Source organism: Microbacterium sp. Se63.02b, assembly GCF_014171575.1.
Taxonomy (GTDB): Bacteria; Actinomycetota; Actinomycetes; order Actinomycetales; family Microbacteriaceae; genus Microbacterium.
Window position 1 is genome coordinate 1,843,512 of record NZ_CP050453.1, and the last position, 23,575, is coordinate 1,867,086.

16 protein-coding genes, 2 tRNA genes and 5 pseudogenes are annotated in these 23,575 nt (G+C 68.4%); 16 read left to right on the plus strand and 7 right to left on the minus strand.

The window, feature by feature from the left end:
• Positions 1–10: 10 nt before the first annotated feature.
• Both G4G29_RS21820 and G4G29_RS09060 read right to left on the minus strand, forming a co-directional pair.
• Positions 11–805 (minus strand): (Fe-S)-binding protein, encoded by a 795-nt coding sequence (locus tag G4G29_RS21820; protein WP_244632553.1) that lies wholly within the window; start codon positions 803–805, stop codon positions 11–13.
• Positions 750–2,846, minus strand: a complete 2,097-nt coding sequence (locus G4G29_RS09060; RefSeq protein WP_244632554.1) for an FAD-binding and (Fe-S)-binding domain-containing protein — start codon at positions 2,844–2,846, stop codon at positions 750–752. The genes G4G29_RS21820 and G4G29_RS09060 overlap by 56 nt, the downstream gene beginning before the upstream one ends.
• 71 nt (positions 2,847–2,917) lie before the next feature.
• Between G4G29_RS09060 and G4G29_RS09065 the strand changes: the two genes are divergently transcribed.
• Complete coding sequence (locus G4G29_RS09065; protein ID WP_183152562.1) at positions 2,918–3,580, plus strand: GntR family transcriptional regulator; 663 nt, start codon at positions 2,918–2,920, stop codon at positions 3,578–3,580.
• Positions 3,581–3,582: 2 nt separating this feature from the next.
• Here G4G29_RS09065 and G4G29_RS09070 read toward each other — a convergent pair whose 3' ends face one another.
• Positions 3,583–4,524, minus strand: coding sequence for a hypothetical protein (locus G4G29_RS09070; protein WP_183152563.1), 942 nt, complete (start codon positions 4,522–4,524; stop codon positions 3,583–3,585).
• A gap of 83 nt (positions 4,525–4,607) precedes the next feature.
• Between G4G29_RS09070 and G4G29_RS09075 the strand changes: the two genes are divergently transcribed.
• The 3 genes and pseudogenes from G4G29_RS09075 to serA all read left to right on the plus strand — a co-directional run bounded on the left by G4G29_RS09075 (position 4,608) and on the right by serA (position 7,131).
• Positions 4,608–5,072 carry a hypothetical protein gene (locus G4G29_RS09075; RefSeq protein WP_183152564.1) on the plus strand — a complete coding sequence of 155 codons (465 nt, stop codon included), beginning with the start codon at positions 4,608–4,610 and terminating at the stop codon, positions 5,070–5,072.
• On the plus strand, positions 5,069–5,404 hold the full coding sequence (locus G4G29_RS09080) for a hypothetical protein (RefSeq protein ID WP_183152565.1): 336 nt from the start codon (positions 5,069–5,071) through the stop codon (positions 5,402–5,404). Before G4G29_RS09075 ends, G4G29_RS09080 begins: the two co-directional genes overlap by 4 nt.
• A gap of 123 nt (positions 5,405–5,527) precedes the next feature.
• Positions 5,528–7,131: pseudogene (gene serA / locus G4G29_RS09085) on the plus strand (phosphoglycerate dehydrogenase).
• A 61-nt stretch (positions 7,132–7,192) separates the two neighbouring features.
• On the opposite strand, the gene G4G29_RS09090 reads toward serA, so the two are convergent.
• The gene (locus tag G4G29_RS09090) at positions 7,193–7,735 is read right to left on the minus strand and encodes a TetR/AcrR family transcriptional regulator (protein WP_183152566.1); all 543 of its coding nucleotides are present in this window, start codon (positions 7,733–7,735) and stop codon (positions 7,193–7,195) included.
• A gap of 96 nt (positions 7,736–7,831) precedes the next feature.
• On the opposite strand from G4G29_RS09090, the pseudogene G4G29_RS09095 reads away from it, so the two are divergent.
• The 9 genes and pseudogenes from G4G29_RS09095 (at position 7,832) to G4G29_RS09130 (ending at position 16,271) form a co-directional block, all read left to right on the plus strand.
• A pseudogene (locus G4G29_RS09095) lies at positions 7,832–9,366 on the plus strand (MFS transporter).
• Positions 9,367–9,446: 80 nt separating this feature from the next.
• A pseudogene (locus G4G29_RS09100) lies at positions 9,447–10,488 on the plus strand (3-isopropylmalate dehydrogenase).
• Between the two features lie 61 nt (positions 10,489–10,549).
• Positions 10,550–11,650 carry a branched-chain amino acid aminotransferase gene (locus G4G29_RS09105; protein WP_183152567.1) on the plus strand — a complete coding sequence of 367 codons (1,101 nt, stop codon included), beginning with the start codon at positions 10,550–10,552 and terminating at the stop codon, positions 11,648–11,650.
• 99 nt (positions 11,651–11,749) lie between these two features.
• On the plus strand, positions 11,750–12,526 hold the full coding sequence (locus tag G4G29_RS09110; protein ID WP_183152568.1) for a fumarylacetoacetate hydrolase family protein: 777 nt from the start codon (positions 11,750–11,752) through the stop codon (positions 12,524–12,526).
• Positions 12,523–13,780, plus strand: a pseudogene (locus tag G4G29_RS09115) (MFS transporter). Before G4G29_RS09110 ends, G4G29_RS09115 begins: the two are co-directional and overlap by 4 nt.
• Positions 13,777–13,953, plus strand: coding sequence for a hypothetical protein (locus G4G29_RS21825; RefSeq protein ID WP_244632555.1), 177 nt, complete (start codon positions 13,777–13,779; stop codon positions 13,951–13,953). The pseudogene G4G29_RS09115 and the gene G4G29_RS21825 overlap by 4 nt, the downstream one beginning before the upstream one ends.
• Positions 13,950–14,540, plus strand: a complete 591-nt coding sequence (locus G4G29_RS09120) for a methyltransferase domain-containing protein (RefSeq protein ID WP_244632556.1) — start codon at positions 13,950–13,952, stop codon at positions 14,538–14,540. Before G4G29_RS21825 ends, G4G29_RS09120 begins: the two co-directional genes overlap by 4 nt.
• A gap of 55 nt (positions 14,541–14,595) precedes the next feature.
• A pseudogene (gene gltX / locus G4G29_RS09125) lies at positions 14,596–16,100 on the plus strand (glutamate--tRNA ligase).
• Between the two features lie 99 nt (positions 16,101–16,199).
• A tRNA-Gln gene (locus G4G29_RS09130) sits at positions 16,200–16,271 on the plus strand.
• Positions 16,272–16,354: 83 nt separating this feature from the next.
• On the opposite strand, the gene G4G29_RS09135 is transcribed toward G4G29_RS09130, so the two are convergent.
• On the minus strand, positions 16,355–18,313 hold the full coding sequence (locus G4G29_RS09135) for an exo-alpha-sialidase (RefSeq protein ID WP_183152569.1): 1,959 nt from the start codon (positions 18,311–18,313) through the stop codon (positions 16,355–16,357).
• A gap of 298 nt (positions 18,314–18,611) precedes the next feature.
• Here G4G29_RS09135 and G4G29_RS09140 point away from each other — a divergent pair, with 298 nt between their 5' ends.
• Entirely contained in the window at positions 18,612–19,625 is a 1,014-nt protein-coding gene (locus G4G29_RS09140) for a DNA topoisomerase IB (protein ID WP_183152570.1), read from the plus strand.
• 46 nt (positions 19,626–19,671) lie between these two features.
• The gene (pepN, locus tag G4G29_RS09145; protein WP_183152571.1) at positions 19,672–22,170 is read left to right on the plus strand and encodes an aminopeptidase N; all 2,499 of its coding nucleotides are present in this window, start codon (positions 19,672–19,674) and stop codon (positions 22,168–22,170) included.
• Here pepN and G4G29_RS09150 read toward each other — a convergent pair.
• Both G4G29_RS09150 and G4G29_RS09155 read right to left on the minus strand, forming a co-directional pair.
• Positions 22,167–22,694 carry a GNAT family N-acetyltransferase gene (locus G4G29_RS09150; protein ID WP_258567197.1) on the minus strand — a complete coding sequence of 176 codons (528 nt, stop codon included), beginning with the start codon at positions 22,692–22,694 and terminating at the stop codon, positions 22,167–22,169. The two genes, pepN and G4G29_RS09150, sit on opposite strands and share 4 nt — an antisense overlap.
• A complete protein-coding gene (locus G4G29_RS09155) occupies positions 22,691–23,329 on the minus strand; it encodes an MBL fold metallo-hydrolase (RefSeq protein WP_183152573.1) in 639 nt (212 codons plus the stop codon). Before G4G29_RS09155 ends, G4G29_RS09150 begins: the two co-directional genes overlap by 4 nt.
• A 149-nt stretch (positions 23,330–23,478) precedes the next feature.
• Between G4G29_RS09155 and G4G29_RS09160 the strand changes: the two genes are divergently transcribed.
• A tRNA-Glu gene (locus tag G4G29_RS09160) sits at positions 23,479–23,551 on the plus strand.
• Positions 23,552–23,575: the final 24 nt, after the last annotated feature.

Sequence of the window (23,575 nt, forward strand, 5' to 3'; positions counted from 1 at the left end):
TCTCGACCCGTCAGGGTCGGGTGAGCTCCTCGAGGATCTCGATGACGTGACGGTACGGGCGGCCGGTCGCCCGCGTCATCCCGATCTCGCACGTGCGGTTCGCGGAGACGAAGGCATCGAAGCCGCCCCGCTCACCATCCGCGGCGGCGATCTCCGCGGACTCCTGCGCCGTCGCACTGGCGGTGAGCTCCGGATGCAGCATGCCGCGGTCCCCGGCGAAGGCGCAGCAGCCCCAACCCTCCGGGATGAACACTTCTTCCGCGACCGCCTCGGCAATGGCTGTCAGCGCCCCCGTCGCCCCGAGTGCGGTCGTCGAGCACGTCGGATGCACGGCCACCGTCGAGAGCTTCGTCGACACAGACAACCGCGGGAGCACCTCCCGGGCGACGAACGTCGTCGCATCCTCGATACGGAGTCCCTGGTACTTCGGGTTCTCCGCGACGGACTGGGCGAGCATCACGTCGAGGCCCTCCGTGCAGGAGGCGGCGTCACACACCACGGGCAGTTCGCCGTGACGGCTCGCCTCCCACAGGGAGTCGAGCACACGCGCAGACATCTGTCGGTAGCCGTCGAGGTGACCCTTCGACTTCCAGGGGGTGCCGCAGCACAGGCCTCCGTTCTCTTCGGGGACCGCGACCGGGATCCCTGCGCGATCGAGCAGGTCGCGCAGCGCATCGCGTGATCCGTGCCCCGCGCCCTCGGCGCCGAACATCGTGCCGATGCACGCGCCGAAGAAGACGACCTCGGCATCATCGGGCCCTCCCTGCCCGCGGGGGCCTCGTGCCACCGCGGGGGAGTCCGCCATCGTAGAGCGGTACGGTGTCGGCGCCGAGCACGGCCCGGCCGAGGTGTGTCACTCCGCGCACCAGCGGCGCCGGGAGCGCATCGGCGACGGTGAGCGCGACCCCACCTGCGCGCGTCACGGTGCCCCAGTGCTTCGCCGCCGTGCCCCAGAGTGCGCCCTCGACGGCGTTCGACTGCTCGGCGCGCAGACGGCGGACGAGGTCTCCGGTGTTGATGTCGACAGGGCACGCCACGCCGCACATGCCGTCGACGGCACAGGTCTGCACGCCGTCGTAGTCGTAGTCCTTCTGCAGGTCGCGCAGCAGATCGGTGTCGCCCTGCTCCTCGGCCCACGCCATGTCGCGGCGGATCACGATGCGCTGCCGTGGCGTGAGGGTGATGTTCTTGCTGGGACAGGTGGGCTCGCAGTACCCGCACTCGACGCAGCGGTCGACTTCCTTCTCGACGGTGGGCACGCGCTTGAGGTCGTGCAGGTACGAGTCCGGATCGTCCGAGAGGACCACGCCGGGGTTGAGGATGCCCTCGGGGTCGAGCAGGCGCTTGATCTCCCACATCATGTCGGTGAGGTCGTCGCCGTATTGCCTGCGCACGAACGGCGCCATGATCCGTCCCGTCCCGTGCTCCGCCTTGAGTGAACCCTGCTGGGAGAGCACCAGCTCGACCAGATCGTCGGTGAAGCGGCGGTATCGTGCCACGCCGTCCGCATCGTCGAAGCGCTCGTTGAGCAGGAAGTGCACGTTCCCGTCCTTGGCGTGGCCGAAGATGACCGAGCCCTCGTAGCCGTGCTCGGCGAACAGCTCGATCAGGCGCTCGCACGTGGCGAGGAGCCGGGGGACGGGCACCACGATGTCCTCGAGCAGCGCGGTCGTCCCCGAGGGGCGTGCGCCGGCGACCGCGGTGTAGAGGCCCTTGCGCACATGCCAGAGACCGGCGCGCTCGGCGGCATCCGTCGTGAGGCGCGGAGCCACGGCGAGCGGCAGTGCGTCGAAGTGCACCTGCGCCGCCGCGCTCGAGGCCGCCAGCGCGTCGGCGTCGGAAGCGTGGACCTCGACCAGCAGTGCGGCGTGCCCCTGGACCTCGATCTCCGCGATCGCCGCCGGCACATCGCTCAGTCCCTGTGCGACCCGCAGGGACGCGGCATCCATGAGCTCGATCGTGGCGAGGCCGAGGCGGGTCAGGTCGGGGAGTGCGGTCATCGCGGCTGACAGCGTCTCGAACACGAGCAGGCCGGTCGCGATCGCCGGCCGCACCTCGATCGTGCGGAAGCGGGCCTCTGCGACGAACCCGAGGGTGCCCTCGGAGCCGATCATCAGGTGCTCGAGGATGCGCACCGGGTCGTCGAAGTCGAGCAACGCGTTCAGCCCGTAGCCCATGGTGTTCTTCATCGAGAACTGCTGACGGAGGAACGCGACATGATCAGCCGAGTCGAGGAGGCGGGTGCGCAGCGCGAGGAGACCGTCGGCGATCGCCGGCTCGGCGGCACGCAGCACGTCGTTCGCATCCGACCGTCCCGTGTCGAGGATCGTGCCGCTCGGGAGCACGATCGTCATCGAGTCGATGGTCTGGTACGAGTTCTCGGTGATGCCGCATGCCATGCCGCTGGAGTTGTTGGCCACGACGCCGCCGATGGTGCAGGCGATCTCGCTTGCCGGGTCAGGACCGAGCTTGCGGCGATGGCGGGCGAGTCGGGTGTTGACCTGCCGCACCGTCGCGCCGGGTCCGACCCGGACGAAGGAGCCGTCCTCCTCCACCGCGATGTCTCGGAAGTGGCTGCGTGTGTCGACGAGGATGTCACCGCTGACGCTCTGCCCGGAGAGGCTGGTGCCACCGGAGCGGAAGGTGAGCGTGCGACCGGCACTGCGCACCGCGCCGAAGGCTCGCGCGACCCCCTCGGCATCGACGGGGGACAGCACCGCGTCCGGAATCAGCAGGTAGTGCGAGGCATCATGTGCGCGGGCGAACCGGTCGATGGACCGGGAGTGCACTTCCGTGGTCGGCCCCAGCAGGGCGGGGTCCAGCGGTTCGGCGAGTGTGGTCGGCACGGTGCTCCTCTGCTCCGTCGAGATTGTCTGACAAGTGTACCGAGAGGTGGAGGTTTCGATAGGCTGTCCCGATGATCACGACCAGCGAACCGACGCTCGGGATCGTCGGCGTCGTGGATGCCGTGACCGCCCAGCTGCGGGCGCGCATCCTGAGCGGAGAGATCCGCTCGGGATCACCGCTCACCGAGGCCGCGGTGTCGCACACGTTCGGGGTGGCGCGGCCCAGCGCGAAAGCGGCGATCGAGCAGCTCGTCGCGAGCGGGCTCCTCGTGCGGACCGCTCACCGGAGCGCGCGCGTCGTGGGGATCGATGCCGACACCGTGCGCGACGTCTACCGGACGAGGACGCGCCTCGAGAGCGCAGCCCTGCGGGATCTCGCCCGCACCAGGAACGTCCCCGACCTCGCGAGCGCGGCCAATGCCGAGATCCTGGCGATGCCGCCGGGGCCGGATCCCGCGACCGTCGACCCCGATCTGCGATTCCATACCGCTCTCATCGACGGGCTCCACAGCGAACGGACAAGTCGCATGTACCGCAGCGTCCTCGACGAGGTGCGGCTGTGCATGGCTCAGGTGCAGGGGAGACGACTGCTCGACGCTGCGGAGATCGCCGCCCAGCACGCCGACATCCTCGATGCGGTCGCGTCAGGCGAAGGACAGCGGGCGGCGGCTCTTCTCGAAGCGCACCTCTCGTCGGCGGAGGAACGCCTCGTGGAAGCGCTCGACGCGGACTAGCCTCACTCGGCCGGGGCCTCCTCGACCACGATGGGCGCTTCGGTGGAGTCGGCCCACTCGGGTGCAGGCAGGACCGTGTCGACCTGGCCCGCCTGGATCTGCCGCAGTGCCTCGGCGATCTCTTCGTCGTTCTCAGGTACCGGAAGGTCGCACGCGCGCAGTTCCGAGGCGAACTGCAACGTCAGGCGGATCTTGCCCGCTTCGACGGCTTGAGCGGTCGTCCCGGTGCGGATCTCGCTTCCGGTCTGGATCGCGGAGACCTCGTCGCACACGTGATAGACCTTTCCTCCGTCGACCCAGACGACCTCGTCCTTGCCCAGGAGCTGGATGACCGCGGACTGGTCGGCGGTGTACTGCTCGACGGATGCCGGGGCGAAGTCGATGCCGAGCACGACGGCGAGGCCCGCGAGGACGACGCCCACGATGCCCGCGGTCGTCTTCTGTCCCTTGTCCATGTCCTTGTTGAGGAAGATGAGGATGACAAGCGGAAGGAACGCGACGATCGCGATGATCGCGCCGAGCTGGTTCTGGACGAAGAACCGTGCCTTGTCCGACCGGCGTGCGGGGTCGAGACGGGTGGCCTTCTTCCACAGCACCGAGCCGGTGATCGACAGCGCGGCGATCACGACGAGCAGCACGAGGAGGGCGATGAACGCCCACTGCGGGAACTGCGCGGTGACGCCGGTCTCCTCGAGGAGGCCCGTGTCGGGGTCGCGGACGAGCTTCCCGTCTTCGCCGACGTACACCCGCTGCCGCAGGAGCCAGAAGATACCGACGGCCTCGCCGATGATCGCGAGCGCCCAGAGGATCCCGGCGATCAAGCGGAAGCGCGTCGCCTTCGCCTTGGCCTCTGGGGTGGGTACCCACCCTGCGGGCGGCTCCGTGGTCGCGCCGCCCTGCGTGGGCTGATCGACGCCGGCGTCCGTCTTGTCGCTCTCGGCCACGGTGTTCCCTTTCCCTCCGATGCCCGCCGATCCGGCTCAGGGCAACCCTGAGCCTAGTGGACGGGGTGTCCTACGCTGGGGACATGACCTCCGATTCCGACGACGCCCTCAACTGGGAGGGCGACGAGACTCCGACACCGAAGGATCCCGCCCTTCCGCACGGCTGGAACGCCGTGGGGAAGGGGAGCGAAGATGTCGGAACGATCGAGGATGACGGCACGGTCACCCCCGTCGGCTCGGACGAACCGGCAGGGTTGAGCACCCCGATGCTGTTGATCCTCGGAGTGGTCGGCGGCGTGTACCTCCTCTACACGATCGGCTGGATCGTCGGAGGGCTGCGGCTCAAGCCGTTGGCATCCTTCCTCGTCACCGACGCGATGTTCCTGCCCTGGTTCGTCCTGGCGATCGCCGCTCCTGCGCTCTGGTTCCTCGCCAGTTGGGTGCTCACGCGCGCGAGGCCCGCGTGGATCCGGGTCGCCGTGCTTCTCGCCGGTGTCGTCCTGCTGGTTCCGTGGCCCTTCGTCACGGTGGGGGTGATCGGATCATGAGCGCGCCTCAGGCCACTCAGCCCGTCGCGGCGGGCTCGCCCCGGTGGCTCGTCGGACTCGTCATCGGGCTGGCTGGCCTGTTCTACGCGTACGCCGTGTGGAACGCCGTCGCGCACCTCATCACGATGGCGCAGACCGGCCTCACCGGCGCCGGGTGGGCCACGCTGCTGTTCGGCGTCGCGTTCCCCGCCATCGTGTTCGCCTTCGCCTACGTGATCGGCCGCCGGCGCAGGGTGGGCGAGCTCGCACTGGTGTTCCTCGCGGGTCTCGGCGTCGTCGCGGTGTTCTGGATGAGCCTGATCGCGCTGAGCCTGACGATGCCGAGCGCCTGAGTCTCACACGGTCACACGTCACGGAGAGCACCGAGCGCTCGGGTAGAGTTGACGCGATCGCGCCCCCATGGTGTGCGGCGCATCGGCCCCTCCCGCCTGCCGCGCTGCCCCGAAGGATCCACTGTGCCGAAGCCTGTCGTGCTCATCGCCGAAGTACTCTCTCCCGCCACGATCGAGGCCCTCGGCCCCGACTTCGACGTCCGCAACGTCGACGGCACCGACCGTGAGGCGCTGTTCACGGCTCTCGCAGACGCCGATGCCGTGCTGGTCCGCTCGGCGACCCGCATCGACGAGGAGGCGCTGAGTCACGCCCCGAAGCTGAAGGTCGTCGCTCGCGCGGGCGTCGGTCTCGACAACGTCGACATCAAGGCGGCCACGGCCGCCGGCGTCATGGTGGTCAATGCGCCGACGTCGAACATCGTCTCGGCCGCGGAGCTCACGGTCGGTCACATCCTCAGCCTCGCGCGCCGCATCCCCGCCGCGCACGCGTCGCTGTCGGCCGGTGCGTGGAAGCGCAGCTCCTTCACCGGTGCCGAGCTCTTCGAGAAGACCGTGGGCATCGTCGGCCTCGGCCGCATCGGCGCGCTGGTCGCCGCCCGCCTCGCCGCGTTCGACATGCGTGTGGTGGCCTACGACCCCTACGTGACATCCGCGCGTGCGCAGCAGCTCGGCGTGCAGCTGCTCTCCCTCGACGAGCTCGTCGCGGAGTCCGACTTCCTCACGATCCACATGCCGAAGACGCCGGAGACCACCGGGATGATCGGCGCCGAGCAGTTCAAGGCCATGAAGCCGACCGCGTTCGTCGTCAACGTCGCCCGTGGCGGACTGATCGACGAGGAGGCCCTCCACGCGGCGCTCGTCGCTGGCGAGATCGCCGGCGCCGGGCTCGACGTGTTCACGTCCGAGCCCCCGCGGAAGGCGGCACGGCCCGTCCGCTCCTCGAGCTGCCCAACGTCGTCGTCACGCCGCACCTCGGCGCGAGCACCGAAGAGGCGCAGGAGAAGGCCGGTGTCTCGGTCGCGCGTTCCGTGCGTCTGGCCCTCGGGGGCGACCTCGTGCCCGACGCGGTCAACGTCGCGGGCGGTGTGATCGACCCCTACGTGCGTCCCGGCATCTCCCTCGTCGAGAAGCTCGGTCAGATCTTCGCCGCTCTCGCGACGTCGCCGCTCACCAGCCTCGACGTCGAGGTGCATGGCGAGCTCAACGACTACGACGTGAGCGTGCTCAAGCTGGCGGCGCTCAAGGGCGTCTTCACGAACATCGTGAGCGAGACGGTCTCGTACGTGAACGCTCCGCTGCTGGCCGAGCAGCGTGGCATCGCGGTGCGTCTGCTCAAGGACGACGTGAGCGACGAGTATCGCAATGTGATCACCCTCACCGGTGCGCTGTCCGACGGCACGCAGCTCTCGGTCTCCGGCACCCTGACGGGTCCGAAGCAGGCAGAGAAGCTGGTGGGCATCAACGACCACACGCTCGAGCTGCCGATCGAGAAGCACCACGTCGTGATGCTCTACACCGACCGGCCGGGCATCGTGGCCGTCTACGGGCAGAAGTTCGGCGAGGCGGGCATCAACATCGCCGGGATGCAGATCGCCCGACAGGCGGCCGGCGCACAGGCGCTCAGTGTTCTCACGCTCGACTCGCCCGTGTCCGATGAGCTGCTCGACGACGTCCGCGACGCGATCGACGCCGACCTGTTCCGTCAGATCGAGATCACCGAGGTCTGACCGACTGCGACGCGAAGGAGGGCGGGAGCGCGATGCTCCCGCCCTCCTTCGTGTCAGTGGGTCAGTCTGTCGCCTTCAGCACCAGGGCGATCAGATCGGCGAGCTCGTGGCTGCGAGGGACGAGGCGTTCCGGCCCGTGCACGTCGAGCGAGTTGTTGAAGTACAGGCCGTCGCTGACCAGCATCACCAGGTCGAGACTGGCGTTGTCGCGCACGTGGGGTCGGATCGTCTCCGCCCAGCGGCGTCTCGTGTCGCGCAGCATGTCGGCGGCGGGGATGGAGCCGCCCTGGGCGAGCCTCGTGGCCGCGATGAGCACGCGGTCGAGGGCGTCGTCCTCCATCACCGAGGTTCGCACGTAGTACGACACGGGTCCCTCCTCGGCGGCTGCCATGCGCTCCAGGTCGAGTGTCGTGAGCCGGTCGAGGCGCTCCACCAGCCCGGCCTCGAGTTCTTCCTTCGACCCGAAGTGGTAGAGCAGACCACCCTTCGACACACCGGCGGCCTTGGCTGTCGCGTCGAGCGTCGCGGCCCGCTCGCCATCGGCGATGAGGATCGCTTCGAAGGCGTCGAGCACCTTCTCGCGGGCGAGGGGAGGTCGGGGCATCGTGGATCCTCTGCACAGGGGGAGTGACGGGAACTCTGTTACTATACCATCCGGACGGTTCACTAACCGTGCCATCACGATCCTGAGAGGTGTTCCATGACCCGTACTGCGTCGATTCCGACGACAGAGACGGATGCTCCCCGCGTCGGGGCGCGCGGCTGGGCGGCGCTCATCGTCCTCATGCTGCCGGTGCTGCTGGTATCGGTGGACAACACGGTGCTGAGCTTCGCGCTCCCCGAGATCTCCATCGCACTCGCTCCCAGTGGAGCCGAGCAGCTGTGGATCATCGACGTGTATCCCCTGGTGCTCGCCGGGCTCCTCGTGACCATGGGGACCCTGGGGGACCGCTTCGGCAGGCGCAAGCTCCTGTTGATCGGCGCGACGGGCTTCGCGGCGGTGTCTGCTCTCGCCGCGTTCGCTCCCACGGCCGGGCTGCTCATCGCCGCCCGTGCGCTTCTGGGGTTCTTCGGCGCCATGCTGATGCCCTCGACCCTCTCGTTGCTGCGTTCGATCTTCCAGAACCGGGACCAGCGACGCATGGCGATCGCCGTGTGGGCGTCGGCATTCTCGGCCGGTTCCGCGCTCGGACCGATCGTGGGCGGGTTCCTTCTCGAGCATTTCGCGTGGGGCTCCGTCTTCCTCATCGCCGTCCCCGTGCTCATCCCGCTGCTCGTGGCAGCGCCGCTCCTCGTTCCGGAGAGCCGCGACCCGAACCCGGGCCGTATCGACCTGGTCAGCATCGTGCTGTCGATGGCGACGATGATCCCGGTGGTCTACGCGATCAAGTCGCTCGCCGTCGACGGGCCGAGCCTCACGGCCGGTGCGTGGGCGCTGCTCGGCTTCGCGATGGGGTACCTGTTCGTGCGTCGTCAACTGCGCGCCGACACGCCCATGCTCGACATGGCGCTGTTCCGCCGCGGTTCGTTCTCCGGGGCGATCCTGGTGAACCTGCTCAGCGTCGTCGCCCTGGTCGGCTTCCTCTACTTCGTGTCGCAGCATCTGCAGCTCGTGCTGGGTCTGTCGCCCATGACGGCGGGCCTCGCACTGGTGCCGGGAATGCTCGCGATGATCGTCGCAGGACTCTCGGTCGTCCCGGTGTCGCGACGGATCCCGCCGCACATCGTGATCCCCGTTGCGCTCGCGTTCTCCGTGGCCGGGTACCTCATCGTGGCGTTCACGACCCATGAGCACGGCGTGCTCCCACTCGTCGTGGCGTTCGTGGTGTTGGGCATCGGCATCGGTGCGGCGGAGACCATCTCCAACGAACTGATCCTGTCGAGCGCCCCCGCCGCCAAGGCGGGCGCAGCGAGCGCCGTCTCGGAGACCGCCTATGAGCTCGGTGCTGTGCTGGGTACAGCGGTGCTGGGCGGCATCATCACGGCGTTCTACCGCGGGGCGCTCGTGCTCCCGGAGGGCCTTCCTGCGGACGTCGCGCATGCGGCGGGGAGACCCTGGCCGGTGCGTACACCGCCGCTGAGGCGCTCCCGGGCCAGCTCGGGACGGCGCTGTGGGATGCCGCGGCCGCGGCGTTCGGCTCGGGGGTGATGGTGACGTCCCTGATCGGCGCCGGCCTCGTGGTCGTCGCCGCCGTGATCGCGGCCGTCACACTGCGCAAGGCACCCTCGCACTGACCAGTACGCTGGAAGGACCGGTCCGCTCGCCTCACGGCGGGTCAGGGCCGGTCCATCCCGTGCAGTGCGCAAGGAGTGTCATGTCGCGTGTCGTGAAGCTGGCCGTCATCCCCGGAGACGGCATCGGTCCCGAGGTCGTCGCCGAGGCGGAGAAGGTGCTCGACGCGGTCACGGCCGACAGCCAGGTGGTCTTCGACAAGACCCGGTTCTCCCTCGGAGCAGCGCGTTTCCTCGACACGGGAGACACCCTCACGGACGATGACCTCGCGGCGATCTCGGCGCACGACGCGATCCTCCTCGGCGCGGTCGGCGGCACCCCGGGAGACCCGCGTCTGAAGGACGCGAACATCGAGCGCGGGCTGCTGCTGAAGCTCCGTTTCACCCTCGATCACTACGTGAACCTCCGCCCGTCGAAGCTCTTCGTCGGTGCTCCTGGCCCGCTCGCCGAACCGGGCGCGATCGACTTCGTGGTGGTCCGCGAGGGGACAGAGGGGCCGTACGTCGGCAACGGCGGTGCGATCCGCACGGGGACGCCGCACGAGGTCGCGAACGAGACCTCGGTGAACACCGCCTTCGGTGTCGAGCGCGTCGTGCGCTACGCCTTCGACCTCGCCGAGCGCCGTCGCAAGAAGCTCACGCTCGTGCACAAGACCAACGTGCTCGTGCACGCCGGCGCGATCTGGCAGCGCATCGTGAACGAAGTGGCCGCCGAGCACCCCGACGTCGCCGTCGACTACCTGCATGTCGACGCAGCCACGATCTTCCTGGTCACCGATCCCGCGCGTTTCGACGTGATCGTGACCGACAATCTCTTCGGTGACATCCTCACCGATCTCGCCGGCGCCGTCACGGGCGGCATCGGCCTCGCCGCCTCAGGGAACATCAACCCCGATGGCGTCTTCCCGTCGATGTTCGAGCCCGTGCACGGCTCGGCGCCGGACATCGCGGGCCAGCAGAAGGCCGACCCGACCGCCGCGATCCTCTCGATCGCGCTGCTGCTCGACCACCTCGGCCTTCCTGCCGAGTCGGCGTGTGAGCGCCGCGGTCGAGGCGGACATCGCCGCCCGCAGGGGTGCCCGCACCACTGCGGAGATCGGTTCCGCGATCACTGCCCGTCTCTGAACGGCGGGCGTAGGCTGACAGGGCGCGAGGATGCGCCCACCCACGAGGAATGGATGACGATATGACGACGATCGACGCCGAGACGAGCGTGGCTCCCCTGGAGTTCGCCGTGACGAAGAACCTCAATGCGGCTTCCCCGGCCCGCATCGCCGAGGTGCTGGAGAACCCGGGCTTCGGTGTGGTGTTCACCGACCACATGGTCGACATCTGCTGGTCCGCCAACGGCGGGTGGCACCGTCCGCGCGTGCAGCCCTATGGGCCGATCCCGCTCGACCCCGCGGCATCCGTCCTGCATTACGCTCAGGAGATCTTCGAGGGCATCAAGGCCTACCGTCATGCCGACGGCTCGATCCACACGTTCCGGCCCGACCGCAACGCCGCACGCCTGCAGGCGAGCGCGCGACGCCTCGCTCTGCCGGAGCTTCCCACCGAGTACTTCATCCAGTCGCTGCGTGAACTCATCGCGGTCGACGGCCGCTGGGTCCCGTCCGGTGCTGACCAGAGCCTGTACCTGCGGCCGTTCATGTTCGCCAAGGAGGCCTTCCTCGGCGTGCGGGCGGCGCAGAAGGTCGCGTACTACGTGATCGCGAGCCCCGCCGGCGCGTACTTCACCGGCGGTGTGAAGCCGGTCCGGATCTGGCTCTCCGAGGACTACGCCCGTGCGGGCCGCGGCGGCACCGGCAAGGCGAAGACGGGCGGCAACTACGCCTCCAGCCTCCTGCCGCAGGCCGAGGCCAGTGCCAAGGGCTGCGACCAGGTCGTCTTCCTCAACGAGAACCGCGACGTCGAGGAGCTCGGCGGCATGAACGTCGTGTTCGTCTTCAAGGACGGCCGTGTCGTGACGCCGGAGTCCGACAGCATCCTCGAAGGGATCACACGCGACTCGCTGCTGCAGCTCGCCGAGGACCGCGGCTACACGGTCGAGAAGCGCCCGATCTCGATCGACGAGTGGCGTGAGGGCGTCGCCTCGGGCGACATCGTCGAGGTGTTCGCGTGCGGCACGGCCGCGGTCGTGACCCCGATCGGCGCACTCGTCGGCGAGGGCTTCGACGAGCCGCAGCCGCTGGGCGAGCTCGCCCTGTCGCTGCGCGAGGAACTCACCGACATCCAGTACGGCCGCCGCGAGGACAAGCACGGCTGGCTCCTGCGCCTCGACGCCTGAGCATTCCGCTTCTCGGCGTCACGTCGAGACCGTCTTCCGCAGGAGACCCCGAGCAGGACCCTCTGCTCGGGGTCTTCTGCGCTCGCTAGGCTGGATTCCATGAAGATCGCCCGGTTCAGCCACGACGAAGCCATCATGTACGGGATCATCGACGAGCGGGAGCTCGTGGTGCTCGCCGGTGATCCGATGTTCGCGGGATACGAGACCACCGGTGCACGGGTGCCCCTCGCGGACGCCGCACTTCTCGCGCCGGTGATCCCTCGCTCCAAAGTGGTGTGTGTCGGCAAGAATTATCACGATCACGCGGCCGAGATGGGGGGAGTGGCTCCGGAGGAACCCCTGCTGTTCCTCAAGCCGAACACCGCCGTGATCGGCCCCGGCGACACGATCGTGCGCCCGATCCTCTCCGAGCGCACCGAGTACGAGGGCGAGCTCGTGGTCGTGATCGGGAAGATCGCGAAGAACGTGAAGGCGGAGAACGCGCTCGACTACGTGCTGGGGTACACGATCGGGAACGACGTCACCGCACGCGACCTGCAGCGCAAGGACGGTCAGTGGTCGCGAGCGAAGGGTTTCGATACCTTCTGCCCGCTCGGGCCCGTGATCGAGACCGACTTCGATCCGTCGACGGCGACCATCGAGACGCGGGTCAACGGCGAGGTGCGCCAGCATGCACCGCTGACCGACATGATCCACTCGGTGGCGTCGATCATCGAGTATGCCTCCGCGGTGTTCACGCTGCTGCCCGGCGACGTCATCATGACGGGCACCCCGGCAGGTGTCGGCACGTTCGAGGCGGGCGACATCATCGAGGTCGAGATCTCCGGACTGGGGATCCTGCGCAACACCGCGCGCGACGCCGCACCCGTGTCATGACCGACGTCGCCCTGACCGCCGCGCAGCAGACAGCGGTCCAGCGGCGCACGGTCCTGGTGCTTTCGCTGGGGCAGGTGCTGGGCGGCATCGCGTTCGGAGCCACGGTCTCACTCGGTGCGCTTCTGGCGGCCGACATCTCGGGGAACGAGGCGCTCTCAGGCCTGGCGACGGCTTCCGTCACGCTCGGGGCCGCAGCCTGCGCCATCCGCTCGCTCGACTCGCTGCGCGCGTCGGACGTCGTCGTGCTCTCACGCTGGGCAACCTCTTCGCGCTGGTCGGCATCGCCGTCGTCATCCTCGCGGCTTCGCTGCGGGTCTTCCCCCTCCTCCTCGCCGGCATCCTGATGATCGGGCGGGCAACGCCGGCAACCTCCAGTCACGGTTCGCGGCCACGGATCTCGCCGCCCCGCAGCATCGCGGGCGCGATCTCTCGATCGTCGTGTGGTCGACCACCATCGGAGGCGTCGCGGGACCGCTGCTGCTCGGGCCGGGCGAGGTCGTCGGACAGGCCGTCGGGATGCCGCCGCAGACCGGCTCGTATCTGTTCTCGTTCGTCGCCCAGTGCGCAGCGCTCGTGCTCTACATCGTCGCGCTGCGTCCGGACCCGCTTCTGGCGGCGCAGCGGCTGGCGAAGGCCACCGCCGCTGCCGTGGGAACCCCGGTCGTCGACCGCCCGCGGGTCGCGCGTTACGCGATCTTCGCCATCGCCGGCTCTCACGTGGTGATGGCGTCGGTCATGGCGATGACGCCCGTTCACCTGTCGCACATGGCGCACGGTTCTGACGGGATGGCGGCGACCCCGGCCGATGTCTCCGCTCTGGTGGGGATCACGATCGCGCTCCACGTCGGCGGCATGTATGCGCTGTCGCCCCTGTTCGGAGTGCTCGCGGACCGCTGGGGTCGGCTCAAGGTCGTCCTGCTCGGACAGGTGCTGCTCGCCGGCGCGCTCGCCTTCGCGGTCTTCACCGGCACGGAGGCGTGGGGCGTCATGGTCGCCCTCATCCTGCTCGGCCTCGGGTGGAGCGCGGCGACGGTGGCCGGTGCCGCGCTGCTCACCGAGGCATCGGCACCCGAGTTGCGCACGCGCAGGCAGGGGCGCAGCGACTCCCTGATGAGCCTGTCCGCTGCGGCGGGATCGGTCCTGGCCGGCGTGGTGCTGTCGAACTTCCAGTACTCGGGGCTCGGTGTCGCGGCGTTCATCCTGGTGATCGCGATCGTGGTGCTGTCTCCGCTGGCGCGCTCCGGAACGCGATGAAGGACTGGGTCGGTGTCGGCGAGGCCTACTCCGCGTCGTACGCCGCGCTGTGCGCCGGGACCCTTCCCGCGCTACGCGACGCTCTGGGCGACGCACGAGGGCGAAGCCTGGTCGATGTCGGTGCGGGGACGGGACTCTCGCCGCTGCCTGGGCGAGCGAAGGGTGGAGCGTGACAGCGTGCGAACCGGAGCCGAGCATGCGCGCGGCCTCGCATCGGCGGCATCCCGAGATCGGGGTGGTCGCCGGAGGGCTGCCGGAGCTCCCGTTCGCGGACGCATCGTTCGATGTCGCCGCCGCCAACTTCGTGCTGAACCACGTCGCGTCTCCTCGCTCGTCTGCCGCGGAACTACGGCGCGTCAGTCGCGGAGCGGTCGTCGCGACGACCTGGACGCTGTCGCCCTCGTGGCTCTGGGCCGAGATCACGCAACGGTCAGGCATCCCGCCTTTCGCGGGTGAGCGGCTCCCTGCCGACGAGGACTTCGAGCGGACGGCGGACGGGTTCGAGAGGATGCTGCGACAAGCCGGTCTGCAGCGTCTCGCCGTGAGCGAGGTCGAGTGGGTCTGGCCCGCTCGGCCGGAGGCCCTCTGGCGCTCCGTCGAAGGAGGTGTGGCCGGCGCCGGTGCTCTGTATGCCGGACTCGATGAAAGGGGACGTCAGCGCTTCCGTGCCGCGTTCGAGGCCGTGGTCGATGAACGCAGCGTGGGCGGGGTGCTGCTGCTCGAACATCGCGCTGCCGTCGCCGTGAGTGCTGCTCTCTGAAGACCGCCGCTCTTCGCAGGGCGCGGCGCGGCCGTCCCCGTAGAATCGAAGGGCTATGGCTACCCCTCACCCCCTCACCACGACTGCCGTTGGTGCCGATGTCCGCGTCCGCTTCTGTCCTTCGCCGACCGGGCTGCCGCATGTCGGCATGGTCCGCACGGCCCTCTACAACTGGGCCTATGCCCGCCACAACGGCGGGAAGATGGTGTTCCGCATCGAAGACACCGATGCCGCCCGCGACAGCGAAGAGAGCTTCCGCCAGCTGATCGACGCGCTCACCTGGCTCAAGATCGACTGGGACGAGGGCGTCGAGGTCGGCGGGCCCCACGCGCCGTACCGCCAGTCGGAGCGTCATGACATCTACCGCGGCGTGATCGACAAGCTCATCGCCACCGGCGCGCTGTATGAGAGCTACTCGACCGCCGAGGAGATCGACGCCCGCAACGAGGCTGCGGGTCGCGCCAAGCAGCTCGGCTACGACAACTTCGACCGCGACCTCACCGACGAGCAGAAGGCGGCCTTCCGTGCCGAGGGCCGTCAGCCCGCGCTCCGCCTGCGCGTGCCGGACGAAGACCTCACATACGTCGACCTCATCCGGGGCGAGGTCACCTTCCCGGCCGGCTCGTTCCCCGACTTCGTGGTGGTGCGCCCGAACGGTGTGCCGTTGTACACCTTCGTGAACCCGGTCGACGATGCGCTCATGGGCATCACACATGTGCTCCGCGGCGAAGATCTGATGCCGTCGACCGCTCGTCAGCTCTCGCTGTACGCGGCGCTCATCGAGGCGGGTGTCACGACGTTCGTCCCGCGTTTCGCGCACATGCCGCTGGTGCTCGGTGAGATCGGCAACAAGAAGCTCTCCAAGCGCGACCCGCAGGCCGACCTGTTCCTGCACCGCGATCGCGGCTTCATCCCCGAGGGTCTCCTGAACTATCTCGCCCTGCTCGGCTGGTCGATCGGCCCCGACCGTGACGTGTTCTCGCTCGAGGAGTTCACCGCCGCGTTCGACATCGTGAATGTGAACCCGAACCCGGCGCGCTTCGACCAGAAGAAGGCCGAGTCGATCAACGGCGACCACATCCGGATGCTGGGGGAGAAGGACTTCGCCGAGCGCACCATCCCGTACCTCGCGGCGGCGGGGCTCTTCGATGAGCCCACGCACGAGCAGCTCGTGATGGCCTTCCGTGTCGCGCCCCTCGTGCAGGAGCGCGTGCAGCTCCTCGGCGAGGTGCCGGGGATGGTCGGCTTCCTGTTCGCCGACGAGGTCTCATACGCCGAGGATGCGCTGAAGGGTCTGCCGGCGAATGGCGCCGAGGTGCTGGACGCCTGCGTCCGCGCGCTCGAGCCGCTGGCGGAGTTCACCCCGACAAGATCCAGGAGGCGCTGGCTGCCGAGCTGGTCGAGAAGCTCGAGCTGAAGCCGCGGGTCGCCTACGGTCCGCCGCGTGTCGCGATCACCGGGCGTCGGGTCTCGCCGCCGCTGTTCGAGTCGATGGAGCTGCTCGGTAAGGACGAATCGCTGCGTCGCCTACGTGCTCTTTCCGCGTTCCTCGCGGACTGAGGCGCGACGCGCCCGGGCGGCGGCGCACGCCGGCGGTTTTGGTGATCCGCCGCCGCTCGGGTAGGCTTGATTCTCGGTGCGAGGCCCTGGTTTCGCCCTTGGGGTATGGTGTAATTGGCAACACGACGGTTTCTGGTTCCGTTATTCTTGGTTCGAGTCCAGGTACCCCAGCATAAAGAAAACCCCCGCTCAGGCGGGGGTTTCTTTGTTTTTCCCGCGCTCTGTGGATGGTCGGCGGGTTCGGCGGCCGTCGCCTAGGGCGCGAACTCGACGCTCACGTCGTTGCGAGGGTTGGCGAGGACGAAACTGAAGCTGCTGTCCGAGAATTTCTGCGCGATCTTGAGATAAGGAGCGCTCACCGCGAGTCCCTCGAAGCGATGGATGAGTCGACCGGACTCCAGTCGTGACACGAGCGTCCACCCGGTGACCGGAGTGTAGGTCACGTTATCTGTGCTGGTCAGGAGGGTGTAGCTCGACGCGTCCAGCCTGCTCGACGCATCCTCGTCTCTGAGTTCGATCGCCGTGGTCACCTCGCCCACCGGCGGAAGCAGCTTCAGGCCCAGGCTGCGGTTCCGGTAGTCGAAGGCCATGCGGGCAGGCGCGCACGCGTCGTCCCAGTTCGCGATGTGGCGGTCGGTCGGAGCGATGTCGAGTTCGGTGTATCCGAACTCGAAGCCGTTCGTTCCGCCGGCCGTCCCCGACAGGGTGAGCGTGTCCCCGTGCTGGACTCCGGCCTGGGCAAGTGTCGACGCCGGCGGGAGCACGTTTCCGCTCGCGTCCTTCAGGACGAGCGAGTCCGTCGGGAGGCACACGAGCTGCTGGGCGTGTGCCGCGATCACCTGGGCCACCGTCCTGGTCGCCGGGTGCGCTGCACGCACGTTCGACATGGGCAGGAACCAGTCGTCGCGGTCTTCCCGTTGAACGACGATCGTGGGATTCGACGTCGCGGCAGCCGCGGCTGCGGTCGCCTGAGCTCGGCACTCGTTCGGGTCGTCCGTGTCCTCGAGGATGTTCGCGACGAGGCGGAACGGCGCAGTCCCGGTCTGAAGCTGGAACACCGTGAGGATGCGTCCGTCCGCGAGGTGAAGATAGTCGGGTTCGGCGGACTGCGACGTCGTGCCGCCGGTGTTGGGATCCTTGAGCCGGACAGGCGACGCGAATGTCGTCCCCTCATCGAAAGAGACGCTCACGGTGGCGATGCTCCCGGGGCCGCGGTAGCCGAGGACGAGTTTCGACGCGCTGCCGTCGAGGTGCGCTGTGCACGGAGAGCTTGTCGCAGAGAGCGTCGACCCCACCATGGTGCTCGTCACCGCGCGACTCCAGGACTGCCCCCCGTCGACAGACCGAGACATGTAGAAGCGGCCCACGGCTCCGCCCACCGCTGTCTCGAACCTCACGAAGGCTTGCAGTGTGCCGTCGGGGAGCAGCTCGATCGTGCTCTCGTTCGCTCCGCCAGGAAACAGCGACCCCCATGCGTCGTAAGGCGGTGAATGCGGATCCTTGAGCACCTGACGGTAGTCGGGCCAGGTCTCGCCGCCGTCGTGGGAGATCAACACACCCGCCTCGTATCGGTCGGGATCCGTCGCCCAGTCGGGTGTGAGTTCGCGGATGCCCCAGACGCTCTGCACGAGTGTGCCGTCCTGCAACTCGAGGATCCGCCCTCCGCCTCCCCACAGTTCGCGGAAGGGGACGGGCAGGGTGATCGGATCGTCGGTGCCGTCCCAGGTCACGCCGTTGTCGGATGACCGGGCGACGAAGAGCGCTGCCTCACGGTCGGTGTAGGTCACGTTGTTGACGGAGTCGTTGTAGGGGAGCAGGATCGTGCCGTCGTCCAGGGTGGTCATGCCGCGCTGCAGATGGATGCTCCCGCCCGGAAAGAGCGTCGGTTCGGCAAGGACCTCGGATGCGCTCCAGGTCGCGCCTTCATCTGTCGACCGGATCAAACGGAGCTGTCCGCCTGGCTGGGCATCTGTCGTGGTGTTGAATCCGACGAGAACGTCGCCGTTCGGAGCTTGGGTGATCGCGGGTCGATAGGCGGGGAGGACTCCGCCGCCGAGTTCTGGAAACGTCGACGGTGAGGTCACGTTCCAGGCGTCGCTCACCACCAGACCCGGGTCGGAGGCGGCGGTCGCCGGACCCGCGGACACGAGGAGTCCCGCACCGAGGGCGAGGACGGTGGCCAGGGTGAGCGTCGTGCGGCGGGACTGCTTCATTGCGGGCTCCTCACGGGGTGGTCGTCGAACACTCGTCCACCTAGACGTTTCGACTAGTGAAACTAGCAGTTCTATTGAATGAATAGAGGACACCATGACTCCTTCGCGATGTCAAGGGGCGCAGACATCGAGACATTTCACCGGTCGCCCCGACCTGCGCCGTCCGATACCGGCCGAGCCGAGGAGTCTCCGCCTGCTGTGTGCGGGATAGCACGCGAGGGTACCTGCACGCCACTCCCTTTCGCGGGCCTCCGAGTATCGGCATCGTCGATCTCACGCAGATGAAGGAGGCTGGACGATGGCGAGACTGGTTCGGGTGGTTCCGGGGGAGGACCCCGGATTCCGGCGTGTGCGTTCCGGATCCGGCTTCCGCTACGTCGACCCCGTCGGTGAGTCCGCGCCGGAAGCAGACCGGGAGAGGATCAAAGATCTGGTCATCCCGCCGGCGTGGCACGACGTATGGATCGCCGCGGACCCCCTCGCGCACATCCAAGCCGTGGGCATCGACGGCGCAGGGCGCAAGCAGTATCTGTATCACCCGTTGTGGCGGGTCTCGCGTGACCGGCGGAAGTTCGTGCGCGCTCTCGATCTCGCCGCGGCACTCCCGAGCGCCAGAGCCCAGGTGACGAGGGCGCTGCGCGAGGAGGGGCAGTCCAGGGAGCGCGCGCTGGCGATCGCCTTCCGTCTGCTCGACGATGCGGCGCTCCGGATCGGTTCGGAGCGTTACCTCGCGCGGCACGGCAGCCGAGGGCTGACGACGCTCCGGCGCGGCGACGTGCGGGTGGACGGCCGTGACGTGGCTATGTCCTTCCCCGCCAAGAGCGGCCGGACCGCGTCGATCGAGATCACTGACGAGTCCCTGGCCGACGCCCTCACGGACTTCGCGGTCGGCGCCTCGAACGCCTTCCTGCTGGCATATCGGAAGGGGCGCCGGCGCGTGAAGATCACCCCCGCCGAAGTGAACACCTATCTGAAGGATGTGCTGGGCGCGACCTTCTCCGCCAAGGACTTCCGCACCCTGCACGGCACGATCATCGCGGCGGACGCCCTCGCCCGGATCGGGCCGCTGGATCGGCGCGGACAGCGGGCGCGGGCAGAGCGGCTCGCCGTCCAGGCGGCTGCGACAGCACTCGGCAACACGACGGCGGTCGCCCGCAACAGCTACATCGACCCCCGGGTCTTCCGCCAGTACGTCCGTGGTCGCACTCTCGACCTCGACGTGACGCCGGAGACGGCGATCCGTCGGCTGCTCGGCGGGCCGGAGACATCCCGCAAGGTGAGCCGTCGAGGGACATCCAGACGACGGCGATGAGACCGCACAGGCGGTCGGCCGCATGCCAGGATGCCAGGATGGAAGCATGGACACCGCCAACCTCACCCGCGAGGAGACCGCAGCGCGATCCGCAGCCGTCACCCTGCACCGCGTCCGCGTAGAGCTCGATCTGACGGGAGCGCCGGAACGGGCTCGCACGGGATTCCCGACCGCGACCACGCTCGAGTTCGACGCCACCACCGACACGACGTGGCTCGACTTCATCGGCGAAGACGTGCTCCGTGTCACGGTGAACGGCGTCGACCAGGAGGTCGTCCACGACGGAGCGCGGATCACGGTGGCAGGCCTCGAGGCGACGAACGTCGTGCGCATCGAGGCCGTCGGGGCGTACAGCCGCTCGGGCGAGGGGATGCACCGCTTCCACGATCCCGTCGACGACCACACCTACCTGTACACGCAGTACGAACCCGCCGACTCCCGGCGGGTCATGGCGTGCTTCGAGCAGCCCGACATGAAGGCCGAATACACCTTCGTGGTCGATGCGCCGTCCGGGTGGGAAGTGCTCTCCAATCAGTCTCCTGCCCACACCGACCTCGGCGTGGGGGTGCAACGCGTCGAGTTCGCGCCGACATCGCCGATCTCGAGCTACATCACGGCGGTCGCCGCGGGGCCCTACACGCGGGTGGAAGGCGCCTGGAGCCGTGACGAGCAGTCGATCGCCCTCGGCGTGTTCGTGCGGCGGTCGCTCGCCCCGCACCTGGAGGCCGACGAGATCCTCGAGGTCACGCGGCAAGGGCTCGACTTCTTCACCGACGCCTTCGCCTACCCCTACCCGTGGGGCAAGTACGATCAGCTCTTCGTGCCCGAGTACAACCTCGGCGCGATGGAGAACCCTGGCCTGGTGACCTTCACCGAGTCGTACCTCTCGCGGGGCGCGGCGACCGACGCGCAGCGCGCAGCGCGTGCCAACACGATCCTGCACGAGATGGCTCACATGTGGTTCGGCGATCTCGTGACGATGACGTGGTGGGACGACCTGTGGCTCAAGGAGTCGTTTGCCGATTACATGGGTGCGCACGCATCGGCCGTCGCGACGCGATACGACGATGCCTGGGTGAAGTTCGCCGCGAGTCGGAAGGCGTGGGCCTACCAGCAGGACCAACTGCCCACGACGCATCCGATCGTCGCGGACATCACCGACCTCGAGGCCGCGAAACTCAACTTCGACGGCATCACGTACGCCAAGGGCGCCGCCGTGCTGAAGCAGCTCGTCGCGTTCGTCGGTGACGACGCGTTCTTCGAAGGCGCACGTCGGTACTTCGCCGCCAACGCGTTCGGGAACACGACGCTCTCCGATTTCCTGGTGCAGTTGAGCGCCGTGTCCGGTAGGGACATGAGCGACTGGTCGGCGGCGTGGCTGCAGACGACAGGTGTGTCCACCCTGTGGATCGAGACCGAAGACGACGGACGGAGCTTCTTAGTGCAGACCGATCCGCGTCCGCACCGGCTGCGCATCGGAACCTACGTGCGGGTCGACGGGCGCATCGTGCGCACCGAGCAGCAGGAGCTGGACGTGATCGGCGAACGGACCGAGGTGACGATCCCCGAGGGCGACCTCGTGCTCCTCAACGATGACGACCTCACGTATGCGAAGGCACGACTGGACGACACGTCGCTGCGCACCGTGGAGGACTCTCTCTCGTCGATCGAGGACCCCCTGGCGAGAGCCCTGGTGTGGTCGTCGCTGTGGAACGCGACGCGCGACGCCGAGTTCGACCCCGCACGCTATCTCGCCATCGTGCGCGCACATGCGAGCGCGGAGTCGAACATCGGACTCTTGACGGGAGTGCTCGCGAACGCGGCGTACGCGATCCGTCACTTCCTCGTCTCCACGCGCCGGCAGGAGGAGCAGCACACGTGGACGGACACGACATGGCGTTCCCTCTGGGCTGCGGAAGCGGGCAGCGATGCGCAGCTCTCCTGGGCCAGGGCGCTCGCGACGGCCTCGGCCTTCGACGATGTGCACCACGAGGGCGTGCGCGCGCTGCTGGACGGCGATGTGCCCGAGGGCCTCGTCGTCGATCCCGATCTGCGATGGCAGCTCCTCACGGCGCTCGTGATCACCGGGCATGCCGACCTCGCGGACGTCGCGGCAGAGCAGGAGCGTGATGACACGGGTACCGGGCGCACCGCGGCACGACGAGCGCGGGCCGCGCGCCCTGACGCCACCGTGCGACGCGATGCCTGGAACGCGGCGTGGGACGACCTCACCCTGAGCAACGACCACCTGGACGCCGAGATCGCCGGTTTCCGAGCGGGTGGGCGCCGCGACCTGATCGCGGACTTCGACGCGGAGTACTTCGACCGCATCGGGGACGTCTGGAGTCGACGCAGCATCGAGATCGCGAAGAGGCTCGTCCTGGGGTTCTTCCCGGCGAGCGACACGCTGCAGCCGGTAGACGAGTGGCTCGCAGCGAACCCCGCGGCCCCGGCAGCGCTTCGGCGACTCGTGATCGAGCAGCGCGACCACCTGGCGCGCGACATCCGCGTGCGCACAGCGGGGGAGAGCCCCGAAGCGGTCTAGCGGGCGGTCACCTGCATCCCCATCACTGTGCGGATGATCCACGGGTGCGCCCGGTCGTCGTCGATGTGCGTCATGCCGAGGTTCTCGGCGACCCTGCGCGAGGCGTCGTTGGCCGGGTGGATGATCGCGGTCAGCAGAGTCGGCGCGAATTCTCGTGTGACGAGTTCGACGCAGGCGCGGGCCGCCTCGGTGGCGTAGCCCTGACGCTGCATCGCCCGGCGGACGTGGTACCCCACTTCGAGCACGGGCTCGTCGTTGACCGACTGCCAGGTCAGTCCGCAGTCGCCGACGAAGTCGCCGTCGTGCGTCTCGATGATCCAGAGCCCGTGCCCGTGCTCCCGATAGCGCTGCTGCATGCGGGCGATCCACTCCGCGCTCTCGTCGCGGGTCTTCGGTGCGGGAAAGAACGCCATGACCTCGGGATCGCCGAGCATGTCGGCCATCGCGTCCAGATCGTTCTCCGTCATCTCCCGGAAGACGAGCCGTGCGGTCGGTCCGGGGAGGAGGCGACGAGGTGCGTTCACAGGTCGAGGGATTCGCCGGGTTCGAGCACGAAGAACTCGCCGCCACCCTGTTCGGTCGCCCACTGGAGGCGTTGGCGATGCATGTTCTTCCCGATCACCGACAGCGTCATGTCATGGGTGCCGAAAGCGCGGCGTGGTGCAACGGCGAGGACATAGTCCATCGCCTCGCCGATCTTCAGCCACGGGGCACCGAGGGGCGCCGCGAGAGTCCCGACATCGACACCCTCTGGGACCGCATAGGAGTCGCCGGGGTAGTAGAGCTCGTCGTTCACGAGCACGCCGACGTTCTCGACGACCGGGAGCGAGGAGTGGATGACCTCGTGCGTCCCGCCGAAGAACCTCAGGGTGAATCCGCCGACCTCGAGGGTCTCGCCGGGCGACACCACCGTGATGTCGTACCCGTCCGCGGCGCGCGCCACTCCCGATGGTGCGAAGATCGGCGTGCCTGGCGCGGCACGCAAGAGGCGATCGAAGTGGTCCGACGTCCAGTGATCGGGGTGTTCGTGGGTGATCACGATCCCCGCCAGGTCGTCCAGATCGATCAGGGGGGCCGTGAACGAGCCAGGATCGATGACGAGGGTCTTCCCGTTGGAGTCGAGGCGGAGGGCGGCATGTTCGAACTTGGTGACGCGCATGGGAAGAGTCAACTCCTTCCGCTGCCGCACGGCAAACAGAACGGTGCGCCACGCCCGGGATCCTGGTCTGGGCGGCGTCGATTTGGCGCAGCCAGAATCGCCATGGCATACTTGAACGGTTGTCGCGCGACGGAAACGTCTCGCCAGACGGCCCCATCGTATAGCGGCCTAGTACGCTGCCCTCTCACGGCGGTAACGCGGGTTCGAATCCCGCTGGGGTCACACGACATTGAGAAAGCCTCCGGT

Bases quoted from the DNA above. Each gene is read 5' to 3' on its own strand.
- G4G29_RS09110 (WP_183152568.1), top strand. From the start codon at position 11,750: ATGAAGATCGCCCGGTTCAGCCACGACGAAGCCATCATGTACGGGATC.
- G4G29_RS09105 (WP_183152567.1), top strand. From the start codon at position 10,550: ATGACGACGATCGACGCCGAGACGAGCGTGGCTCCCCTGGAGTTCGCC.
- G4G29_RS09140 (WP_183152570.1), top strand. From the start codon at position 18,612: ATGGCGAGACTGGTTCGGGTGGTTCCGGGGGAGGACCCCGGATTCCGG.
- G4G29_RS09075 (WP_183152564.1), top strand. From the start codon at position 4,608: ATGACCTCCGATTCCGACGACGCCCTCAACTGGGAGGGCGACGAGACT.
- G4G29_RS09135 (WP_183152569.1), bottom strand. From the start codon at position 18,313: ATGAAGCAGTCCCGCCGCACGACGCTCACCCTGGCCACCGTCCTCGCC.
- G4G29_RS09065 (WP_183152562.1), top strand. From the start codon at position 2,918: ATGATCACGACCAGCGAACCGACGCTCGGGATCGTCGGCGTCGTGGAT.
- G4G29_RS09090 (WP_183152566.1), bottom strand. From the start codon at position 7,735: ATGCCCCGACCTCCCCTCGCCCGCGAGAAGGTGCTCGACGCCTTCGAA.
- G4G29_RS09080 (WP_183152565.1), top strand. From the start codon at position 5,069: ATGAGCGCGCCTCAGGCCACTCAGCCCGTCGCGGCGGGCTCGCCCCGG.
- G4G29_RS21820 (WP_244632553.1), bottom strand. From the start codon at position 805: ATGGCGGACTCCCCCGCGGTGGCACGAGGCCCCCGCGGGCAGGGAGGG.
- G4G29_RS09155 (WP_183152573.1), bottom strand. From the start codon at position 23,329: ATGCGCGTCACCAAGTTCGAACATGCCGCCCTCCGCCTCGACTCCAAC.
- G4G29_RS21825 (WP_244632555.1), top strand. From the start codon at position 13,777: ATGAAGGACTGGGTCGGTGTCGGCGAGGCCTACTCCGCGTCGTACGCC.
- pepN (WP_183152571.1), top strand. From the start codon at position 19,672: ATGGACACCGCCAACCTCACCCGCGAGGAGACCGCAGCGCGATCCGCA.